Below are 9,824 nucleotides of genomic sequence, written 5' to 3' on the forward strand. Positions count from 1 at the left end.
CGACCCGGCCCTACTGAGCCCCGCGCAGGGCGGCGTTGACCCGGGCGGACAGTTCCAGGACGCAGCGGCGCAGGCCCTCGTGGTCGTGGATCGCGAGGGTGCTTCCGTAGATGCCGGAGGCGATGTCGGAGCGCTCGGCCGCGGAGGCCGTTTCGTACGTGCCCTTGCCGCCGCGCAGGGCCAGCAGGGTGCCGTCCGCCGAGCCGATCTCCTCCAACGTGGCCAGCAGGGTCAGGTCGGCTTCGGCCAGGCCGGCGCCCGAGGTCTCCAGGACGCGGCGGGCGGCGGCCGTCATCCGCTGGAGGTACTTCGCGCTGCGGTAGAACGCCTCGCCCGCGTCGGTGTAGTGGCGCAGGTCCTTGAGCAGGTCGCCGAGCTGCTCGTTGAAGGACTGGAGGTAGTGGGCGCCGGTCACGCTGACCGCGCTCCCGGCCTGCTTGCCGACGACGTCGAGGACCGCGCCCTGGGAGTGGTAGGCCTCCATCGCGTGCCAGAGCGCGTAGCTCGTGTCCCGCCGGATCCGCAGCGCGAGGTCGTCGGACGGGTGGTCCGCGAACTGCTGCTGGGCCTCGCCCAGTCGGGCCGCGTGTTCGGCGTAGATGAGGTTGCGGGCCCGGACGACGGCGTCGGGGCTGCTGTGTTCGAGCTCTTCGATGTACGCCTCGTCGTGCGTGGCGGGCCGCACCTGACCCGTCTGTGTGCGCAACCGTCCGGCCAGCTCGCGCACGGCCCGGCGGTGGACGGCGTCCGCCGCGTCGTGGCGGGCCCGGGCCTCCTCCGCCGCCGGGGCCGGCAGCAGTTCGGTCAACCGCTCTACGTACGACCGCCATTGATTGTCTGTCAGGTACTTGCGCAGCTTGCTGAGCGCGGCCACGTCCTGGTCGGCCTCGGCCACCTCGCGCGCCGCCGCACCGGCCGGCTCGACGATGCCCTGCGGGTCGGGTGCCTCCGCACTGAGGGCGCGGGCCCCGACGCCCTCCCAGCCGCCGTCCGCCCGCGGGGTCCAGCGCCGGGGCCGCAGCGCCTCCCGGCCGCCGCCCACCAGCAGCTCCGTCTCCTGCCAGCGCAGTCCCTCGGTCCCGGGGACGTACGGGAAGGCGAAGTTGCCGCGCTCCGGCATGAAGTCCTTGACGTAGAGGTTCACGTCGAAGACGGTCGCCGACTCCTTGCCCCACTCGGCCCGGAACCGCGCGTTGAACAGGGCGACGGCCTCGGCCGCGCCGGCCCCGCTGACCGTGATGTCGTAGTCCGAGGTGGGGTTGTTGCTGCCCACCGAGCGGATGCGCAGGTGCGGGTAGAGGCCGCGCAGCCACAGGAGCAGGGAGTCGATGAGCACCTTGCGGTAGAAGAACACCTCGCGCATCAGGTCGGCGGAGCCGCCCGAGCCGCCGTACATCTCCTTCGCCGTCGCCCAGTCGTTGTCGGCGTCCTTCAAGAGGAGCCGGGCCCGCTCGAAGGGGGTCCCCTCAAGCGGTCCTGGCGCCATCAGCCCCGGGGGGCCGCTCGACGCCGGGCTCGGAAGCGGGGTGGAGGACGTGCGGTGCGGGGCGGCGGTCCGTCGCCGCTCCACCTCGGGACTGGTCTCGGTCATGGGGCTGCCTCACAGGTGCGGTCGGTTCGGCCTCCCGACGCTATGAGGGCCCGTCCCGGGGCGGTAGCGCCAGGAGTACAGGACCTGTCCCCTTCCGGCGGATCCGGCGGACGAGGTTCACGGCGCCGGGGTGCCGGTGCGCGCGGTGAGGTAGCCGTGGTCGAGGAGCCACTTCACGTTCAGGCGTTGCCCCGGGCCCGGGTCCAGCAGGGCGGCGTCCAGCTTGAACTGCGTTCCGCCGCCGGGCTGTTCGAACCAGGGCGCCGCGGGGCCGCGCCGCACCGGCAGCGTGCGCAGCACCTCGTACACGTGGTAGTCGCAGGCGGCGCCGCCCGGGCGGGTCCGCAGGCTCTGGGGCGGGAGGGAGCGGGCCGGGTAGGGGTCGCCCGCCGGTGCGAGGAAGCTGCCGCTGTCCGGGCCGAAACGGTCCAGCAGGCTGCCTGGCGGCAGCGCGTCGTCGGTCCGCTCCGGTACGCCGTTCAGCTCGGCGAAGCCGTCGTGCGGCGGGTACTTCCAGCGGCCCGTCTCCGGCGGTCCCTCCCAGTACTGGCGGAGGAACGCGGCCGGCTCCAACGCGCCGGTCCGGCGCCAGCCGTCGAGCAGCCGGCCCACGGGGTGCCCGTCGCGGGTGGGCAGCACCTCGGGACCGAGGCGGGCGTCGTCGCCGAAGCGGCCCGTGCAGACGTCGGCCGTGGGAGACGGGGAAGGGGTCGTCGCGGTCGCGGGCGGGGTTGCCAGCGCGAGCAGGAGGAGGGAGAGGAGCAGGGAGGAGAGGGTGCGTCCGGGCGTGCGGGTCCGGCTCACGGGGGGCTCCGTTCCAGAGGGGGCGGGGGATCCCCGTCATGATCAACTCGGCGGTGCGCGGGGCCCGCGCCCGGCGCCCCGATCCGGACAGAGTCGACGGCTCGTACGTGCCCGCGCACCCGTCACATGTCGGCCGGGCGGGGCCCCGTGCGCGGGACCGCGGCGGCGGAAGGCGGTGGGTGGGGCGGTGATATCCGGACGGTCCCGAGTTGTCCTGATCCGTGCCCATCTGATTGCCAAGGTCGAGGGATCCGCCGAATGATCACGTCCGGTGCGGTCGGCCCTGACGGAACCCCGACATGTGGCGCCCGTACCCCTCGGACAAGGAGACGACGTTGTCGACCCGACCCCTCCCCCTTCCGTCCCGCCGCCTCGTCGCCGCGGCGGCCGTGACCGCCGCCGCGGCGCTGACCCTGGGCCTCGCACCGGTCGCCGCGCAGGCTGCACCGCAGCCCGCGGCCGCCACCACCCCGGCCACCGCAACCACCACCGCGGCCCCGACCGACAGCCCCAACCCCTTCGCCTGGACCGAACTCGACGGCCTGCGCGCGCGACAGCTCACCACCTGGCACGGCGGTCAGCCGCTGAGCCACTGGGCCCTCACCCTCGACGAAGCGACGGCCGCCCGTGCCTACGCGGGTGGGGTGTTCTTCCTCTACGCGCCCGCGACCGGTGACCGGGGCCTCTTCCGCAACCTCGACGTCATATCGGCCACGGTCAAGGACCCGCGCCAAGTCGTCGTCACCGACGCCCAGTTCATCCGCTCGCACCCGCGCGTCGAGGTCCGCTACGGCGACCCCGCCCAGCCCGACCGGGCACGCGTGGTGGCCACCTCCACCATCTGGATGTAGTCCCGCCACCCTCCCCGCGCAGGCGGCGCGTCCGGGCCGACTCGGGCCCGGGCGCGCCGGATCGGACCCTCCCCACCAGCGTGTACGGCCGTGCCGGGGTCGGGTGCGGGGGGCGTACCGGCTCCCGCGCACCGGTACGAGCACATCAGGTCATATGCCGGACAACTTTCCCTTTGGCACGTGTGCTCCTCCCGTACCGCCCGCTAGCGTGGCTTTCGCTCACTCCCCGTCAGAAACGGGCCCGCACCGCGGGCCCACGGCACGGGGGGCGTCCGCGGACCGCGCGCCGGGCCACCGAGTACCTGAGTACCGGGCGCCGGGAGACCGCCGCGGGCGCCCCCCGGGGAAGGACGTCACATGCGGAAGGAACACACCGGCCCCCGGGCCGTCCGCGGCCGCCACCGACTCGCCCCCGTCCTCGTCGCCGCGCTCGTGGGCGCGGCCACCGTCGCCGCCACCGGCGCGGCGCAGGCCGCGCCGGCGCGGATCGACATCGCGATGCGTGCGCAGGAGAAGACCAACTGGTGTTGGGCGGCCGCCGGTTCGACGATCGCGCGGCAACTGGGCGCGGACCGCGCCCAGAACGCGTTCTGCAACGCCGCCTTCGACCGGCGCCAGGGCAGCGAATGCCCCAACGACCAGGCGGACCTGGGCAACGTCCAACGGGCCCTGCGCTGGGCCGGGATCGCGCCGGGGAAGTACGTCACCGGCTGGCTGCGCTACAGCACCGTCAAGACGGAGATCGACGCGGGCCGCCCCGTCGAGACCAGGGTCCTGTGGACCTCCGGCGGCGGGCACATGCACGTCATCTACGGCTACGACGAGGCGAAGCAGTGGGTGTACTGGGGCGACCCCTGGCCCTCCTACACCCGCTACAACTGGGGCTCGCACGACCACTACAGGGACAACGGCTCCTTCCGGTGGACCCACTCGCTCTACGAGATCGGGAAGGGATGACCATGCTCCGGACCACCGCCCTCACGGTCTGCGCCGCAGCCCTGCTCGCGCTCGCCGCGCCCGCCGCGCCCGCCTCGGCCACGGCACCGCCGGCGCCCGTCGACCTCGGCCGGGCCCGGGAAGCGGCCGGTGCGCCGCAGTCCGTCAGCACGGTCGAGGCGTTCCTCGCGGCCGACCGGCAACGCTCCGCACCGACCCCCAACGGTCCCGGCGGGCCGTCCGGCCCCCGCGCGGCCGACCAGCGGGGTGCCGGTGCCGGCGGCGCGGAACCGGCCCGGCTCGGCGCCACCGTCGCCGTCCACACCCTCGACCCCGACTTCGTCCGGGGCCTGCCCGGAGCCGAGCCCGCCCGCGCCGAGGGCGCCGCGACCACGGCCACCGACCCGACGGGCCGGACGGCCACCATCCGCACGGCCCCGACCCCCGCCGGGGACGGCTGGCAGGTGGTCTCCATCGGCTCCGGCGACGAGGAGGAACGCCACGCCCGCGCCGCGGGCCCGGACCGCACCGCCTTCCGGGAGCCGCAGACCAACACCTGGTACGCCTGGGACGGCGAGCGCGTCGAACCGCTCCACCCCGAGGCCGTCGCGATCCTCGGCGCGCCGGCCCTGTCCACCGCCGCCTACCAGCGGCAGGTCGCCGCCCGCTACGCGGACCGGCTCCCCGGCTCCCCTTACGACGCCTCGGGCTTGGCCGGCGGCGATGCCCCCGCGGCCGACCGGGGTGACCAGGGTGGCCCGGCCCCGGTCCTGCCCCTCGCCCTCGCCGCCCTGACCGGCCTGGTCCTCATCGGCGCCGGCCTGGCGGGCACCCGCCGCCGAGGCGGCGGTCCCGAGGGCGCCCCGCCGGGTACCGGACGCCTCGGGACGCCCACGTAGGCGTCGCGAGACCGGTCGCGCCCCGGGCTGCGCCGCCCGCCGTGGCCATCCCCCGAACGGTCGGATCCGCCCGACCGTTCGACCGGTATGCACCCCGCCGGTGGTGCCTACCGTGGAAGGAGGGGGAGGGGACGTCGCCTGCCGCACCGCCGAGGAGCCTGCCGTGTCTGCTCACCTGATCGACATCACGCTGCCCGCCACCCCCGCCGCCGCCTCCGCCGCCCGGCGGGCCCTGGGGGTGTGCGTGGGTGCCGGGGAGCTGGCCGATGACGGGCGGCTCGCGCTCTCCGAGGCGGTCGCCAACGCGGTGGAGCACACCGTCAGCGATCGGCTGCGCCTGGTGATCAGCCACGACGAGGAGACGGGCAGTCTGATGTGCGCGGTCCGCGACGGGCACGCCGACCTGGCGCCGGCCGACCGTACCCGCCCGGGGTGCGCCGACCAGGAGGGCGGTCGCGGCCTCGGGATCATCGCGGAGCTGAGCCGGTCCTGGGGATTCAGCACCTTCGGGCACGGCAAGTGGCTCTGGTTCTGCCTCGGCGCCGCCCCCGCGTGACGGCCCCGAACAGGCCCCGAACAGGCCAAAGAAAACCGAGCGCCCCGGGTGCGGGACTAGCTGGTACATCGTTGTCGAGCCCGTCGATGGCAAGGCGTACAAGGCCTCCACCTGCTCGAATCGAAGGACAGGGGCCCGTGGCGTGAACAGGCCTCACCCTCTGTGAACATTCGACTCCGATTGCTAGAGATGGTCGCTGACCGATCACCACAGCTCCTCGGAAGGGCGCCCCGATGTCCTCGTCCCTCACGTCCACCACGTCCACCGCGCACGCCCGCACCACCTCCATGACCTCCCCGACCTGGGACGTGCGCGCCCTGTTGCCGGGCCAGTGGGACGCCTTCTACACCGCCGTGCTCGACGCCTTCCACGAGAGCGAACCGGCCGCGGCGACCGCCCTGTGGCGGCGCCTGGCCGAGCCCGAGCGCTGCGTGGCCGTGCGCGACGCCGCCGACCTCGTCGGCACCGCCGGGATCTTCTCCTTCCGGATGAGCGTCCCCGGCGGGCACCTCGTCCCGACCGCGGGCGTCACCATGGTCGGCGTCCGGTCCACCCACCGGCGCCGCGGGATCCTCTCCGACCTGATGCGCCATCAACTGGAGTCCCTCCAGCGCCAGGGCGAACCGCTCGCCGTCCTGACCGCCTCCGAGGCGCCCATCTACGAACGGTTCGGCTACGGAGCGGCCGCCCGCCAACTCTCCCTCGACATCCAGTCGCGCCGGATCTCGCTCCGCACGCCCGCCGAGCCTGCCGGGGTCCCGCCGCTGACCCTCGCCCTCGAAGACCCGTACGAGGCCCTGGAGATCACCGAGGAGATCTACGCGCGTCAGGTCCCCACCCGCCCCGGAATGCTGGCCCGCGCCCCCGGCTGGGAACACCTCCCGCTGCTCGACCCGCCCGCCACCCGCGCCGGGGCCCGCCCCCTGGAGTGCGTCGTCGCGCGGATCGACGGCCGGCCCGTCGGCTACGCCCGCTACGCCGTGAGCGTCGCGTGGTCGGCCGCGAACACCGCCGAGGGGACCGTCCGCGTCCGCGACGTCGAGGCCACCGACCCGCGCGCCTACGCCGCCCTGTGGCGCTTCCTCCTCGACACCGACCTCACCTCGCGCGTCGTGGCCCCCAACCGGCCCGTGGACGACGCCCTGCTCCACCTCGTCTCCGACGTGCGGCGCTGCGCCCCGACCGTGCTCGACAGCCTCTACGTGCGCGTCGTCGATGCCCCGATCGCGCTGACGGCCCGTTCCTACGCGGCCCCGCTCGACCTCGTCATGGACCTCGAAGACGCCCTCGCGCCCTGGAACCGGGGCCGCTGGCGGCTCACCGGCGACGCCTCCGGGGCGGTGTGCGCCCGTACGTACGACGCCCCCGACCTCTCCCTGGACGCCAGCGCCCTCGGCTCGGCCTACCTCGGCGGCACCACCCTGACCGAACTGGCCGCCGCGGGCCGGGTGCGCGAGCACACCCCGGGCGCGCTCGCCGCCGCCACGACGGCCTTCGCCTCGCCCGCCGCGCCCTGGCTCCCGCACGGTTTCTGCCGCTCCCTGCTGCCCCGGCTCTGACCCGCGCGCCGGCCGCCGTTGTCGTACCCCCTCGGTACCGTCGGCGCATGAGAGCTACGGCAACCTTCACCGTCACCGGATTCACTCCCGCCCCGCTACAGCCGGAACCGGCCGTGTCCACCGGGACGCCGGTGGGCGTCGCGACGATGGAGAAGCACTTCGAGGGGGAGGCCCGGGGGCGCTCGGCGACCCTGTTCACCGCCGCCTTCGACCAGTCCACCGGGGTCGGCACCTACGTGGCCATGGAGTCCTTCGAGGGCTCCCTGGGCGGTCGCGAAGGTTCCTTCAACTTCGCGCACTCGGCGACCACGTCCGGTGCCGACCGCACCGCGGAGTTCTTCACCATCGTGCCCTCCAGCGGCACCGGCGAGCTGGCCGGCATCACCGGCGCCGGCGGGCTGGCCGTCGACGCCGACGGCACGCACCGCATGTGGTTCGACTACGAGCTCGGCTGAGCCGTCGGGAGACCGCTCGGGGGCAGAGGGCTCAGATGCTCAGTTTGCGGCGGCGCGGGGCCGCGCCCGACCGCGCCGCCGGCGGGCGGGAGGTGACCGCTCCCGCCGCGGCCTGGGTGGTGCGCGCTCCGCAGCCGTGCGCGACGTCGGCCGCGCGGACGAGCCCCTGCGCGGCGTGGGACCAGTCGTAGCCGCCCAGCAGCTCCCGCATGCGGGACGCGTTGCCGACGTAGCTCGGGTAGTCCGCCAGGACCCGGCGCAGGGCGGCCTCCCAGGCGTCCACCCGTGCCTCGGGGGAGGCGTTCTTGTCCTTGACGACGAAGCCGGGTCCGAGGTCCACGTCCACGCGCCGGCCGTCGAAGAAGAAGTCGGCCACCCCGTTGTCCTCGTTGACCAGCACGGGAACCGCGCGGCCCAGGGCCTCCAGGGCCGTCAGGGGGAAGCCCTCGTTGAGGGAGGGCACGATCACCAGGTGCGCGGCCTTGACGTCCTCGACGAGCTTCCGCTCGTCCTGGGTGAAGGGCAGGATCCGGGCGCCCTGCCCGTCCCCGGTGATCGCGTCGGCGCTCCGCTGGACGGCGGCGAGCTCCTTCTCGCCGACGCCCCGGACGTTGAGGCGTACGTCGATGAACTCCTGCCGCAGCCGGTGCACGGCCCGCAGCGCGGTGTCCATGCCCTTGATCGGGTCGGTCGCGCGCCCCAGCAGCAGGAGCTGGAAGGGCGCGGGAGCCTGGTCGACGGGCAGGTCCACCGCGGGGAACTGGTCGGTTCCCGTCACCATTTCGTGCAGGTGGGGCACGTCGTGCCGGGACAGCCCCTCGATGTCCAGCGGGGCCAGCCGCTGCGAAGCCGCCGCGCCGTCCGCGGCCAGGGCGCTCGCGGTGGAGGTCAGCAGCGGGCCGGGGCCGACGACCAGGTCGGCCCGGGGCATCCACAGCCGCTCGACGGCCGCGTTCATGGCGACCTTCGCGAACGGGTCCCCCTTCAGCTTGCCGAGCCGCTCCACGTTGGTGTGCAGCACCCACACGGCCTTCGCGTCGGGATACCACCGCTTGGCCAGTACGGCCGCCGGACCGGAGAACCGCGAGTGCCCGATGATCATGTCGTAGCGGCCCGAACCGGCGGCGGGCAGGCCGAAGTCGGTGGGCTCGCCCCGCCGCACGGCGTTCAGCAGCGTCTCCCGGGGCTCGGCCTTCGCGCCCCCGGCCGCGGCCCGCGCCGGGACGGTGGCTATCTCGCACCCCTCGTGCCCCTTGGGGTTGTACTCGCCCTCGACGGTCAACAGGGTCACCTCGTGACCTGCCGTCACCAGGGCTTGGATCAAACGTTGGTTGTAGACCGGCACGCCCCCGTAGCCCGGCCCGCTGGCGTCGGCCGCCACCAGAATCCTCTTCGTCATCTTCGATCTGCTCCTCACTCGGAATGATCTCTGCGACCCGTGTGGATTGCTCGTTTCATGATCATAGTCCGATAGGAGACGTATGAGGGCGGTTAGGGTGAATAGGGCGTTCTTGCTCCTTTGTTACGTCTCGTCCCACGGGTCGGTGGCCAGCGGATCGGCCTGGCTGGGGCTCAGGTGGCCGTCCTGGATGAGGCGGTTGGTCATGCTGACCTTGTTCGGGGCGGGGCGGCCGACCTCGTCGTAGTGTTTGCGGGCCCGCTCGATGTGGGTGGCCACCGTGCGGGGGGCGATGTGGAGCTTGCGGGCGACCGCCGGTTTCGACAGGCCGCTGCACCAGGCGAGGAGCACCTCGGTCTGCTTCTCGGAGAGTTCGGGCCGGTCGGGCGAGGAATCGCCGACGATCGTGCCCGCGTGCCGGGGAGCGGTGTACGTGAGCCCCTGCGCGGCCGCCCGGACGGCGTCGATCAGGTGCTTCTCGCCCTCCTCCTTGGTCACGAACGACTTCGCCCCCAGCCGCCCGCACTCCCGGATCACCTCCGCGGACACCTCGCCGGAGAACACGACGACCTTGCGCCCGCTGCTGACCAGTTGGCGCAGCTCGTGGAACTCGAAGACGTTCTTCGTCACGAGGGAGAGGTCGAAGACGACCACGTCGGGGGGGGGGGGGGGGGCGGTCCCCCCCCCGGCCAACCTTTTTCCCCCCCCGATGAGGGGGGTTGGGGGGGGGCGGACGAGAGGTTGTGGGGGGGAGAGGGGGTGGGGGACCCTTTT

The 9,824-nt window shown here is 74.0% G+C and carries 10 protein-coding genes; 6 read left to right on the forward strand and 4 right to left on the reverse strand.

What is annotated here, in order from left to right; translation table 11 throughout:
• Positions 1-10 precede the first annotated feature (10 nt).
• Both ACZ4UB_RS26460 and ACZ4UB_RS26465 read right to left on the reverse strand, forming a co-directional pair.
• Positions 11-1,591: a hypothetical protein gene (locus ACZ4UB_RS26460; protein ID WP_468073766.1), complete on the reverse strand. Its 1,581-nt coding sequence runs from the start codon at positions 1,589-1,591 to the stop codon at positions 11-13.
• Positions 1,592-1,708: 117 nt separating this feature from the next.
• Entirely contained in the window at positions 1,709-2,395 is a 687-nt protein-coding gene (locus tag ACZ4UB_RS26465) for a TNT domain-containing protein (RefSeq protein WP_468073768.1), read from the reverse strand.
• Positions 2,396-2,730: 335 nt separating this feature from the next.
• On the opposite strand from ACZ4UB_RS26465, the gene ACZ4UB_RS26470 reads away from it, so the two are divergent.
• The 6 genes from ACZ4UB_RS26470 to ACZ4UB_RS26495 all read left to right on the forward strand — a co-directional run bounded on the left by ACZ4UB_RS26470 (position 2,731) and on the right by ACZ4UB_RS26495 (position 7,651).
• Positions 2,731-3,246, forward strand: coding sequence for a hypothetical protein (locus ACZ4UB_RS26470; protein WP_468073770.1), 516 nt, complete (start codon positions 2,731-2,733; stop codon positions 3,244-3,246).
• Positions 3,247-3,603: 357 nt separating this feature from the next.
• Positions 3,604-4,203 carry a papain-like cysteine protease family protein gene (locus ACZ4UB_RS26475; protein WP_468073771.1) on the forward strand — a complete coding sequence of 200 codons (600 nt, stop codon included), beginning with the start codon at positions 3,604-3,606 and terminating at the stop codon, positions 4,201-4,203.
• Between the two features lie 2 nt (positions 4,204-4,205).
• Positions 4,206-5,081 carry a hypothetical protein gene (locus ACZ4UB_RS26480; RefSeq protein ID WP_468073773.1) on the forward strand — a complete coding sequence of 292 codons (876 nt, stop codon included), beginning with the start codon at positions 4,206-4,208 and terminating at the stop codon, positions 5,079-5,081.
• Between the two features lie 163 nt (positions 5,082-5,244).
• Positions 5,245-5,637, forward strand: a complete 393-nt coding sequence (locus tag ACZ4UB_RS26485) for an ATP-binding protein (RefSeq protein WP_468073775.1) — start codon at positions 5,245-5,247, stop codon at positions 5,635-5,637.
• Between the two features lie 287 nt (positions 5,638-5,924).
• Positions 5,925-7,196: a GNAT family N-acetyltransferase gene (locus tag ACZ4UB_RS26490; RefSeq protein ID WP_468073811.1), complete on the forward strand. Its 1,272-nt coding sequence runs from the start codon at positions 5,925-5,927 to the stop codon at positions 7,194-7,196.
• 47 nt (positions 7,197-7,243) lie between these two features.
• Positions 7,244-7,651 (forward strand): DUF3224 domain-containing protein, encoded by a 408-nt coding sequence (locus ACZ4UB_RS26495; RefSeq protein ID WP_468073777.1) that lies wholly within the window; start codon positions 7,244-7,246, stop codon positions 7,649-7,651.
• Positions 7,652-7,682: 31 nt separating this feature from the next.
• On the opposite strand, the gene ACZ4UB_RS26500 is transcribed toward ACZ4UB_RS26495, so the two are convergent.
• Both ACZ4UB_RS26500 and ACZ4UB_RS26505 read right to left on the reverse strand, forming a co-directional pair.
• Positions 7,683-9,050 carry a glycosyltransferase family 4 protein gene (locus tag ACZ4UB_RS26500; protein ID WP_468073779.1) on the reverse strand — a complete coding sequence of 456 codons (1,368 nt, stop codon included), beginning with the start codon at positions 9,048-9,050 and terminating at the stop codon, positions 7,683-7,685.
• A 123-nt stretch (positions 9,051-9,173) separates the two neighbouring features.
• On the reverse strand, positions 9,174-9,704 hold the full coding sequence (locus ACZ4UB_RS26505) for a DNA-binding response regulator (RefSeq protein WP_468073781.1): 531 nt from the start codon (positions 9,702-9,704) through the stop codon (positions 9,174-9,176).
• Between the last annotated feature and the right edge of the window lie 120 nt (positions 9,705-9,824).

It is taken from the genome of Streptomyces sp. NPDC028419 (assembly GCF_055565515.1).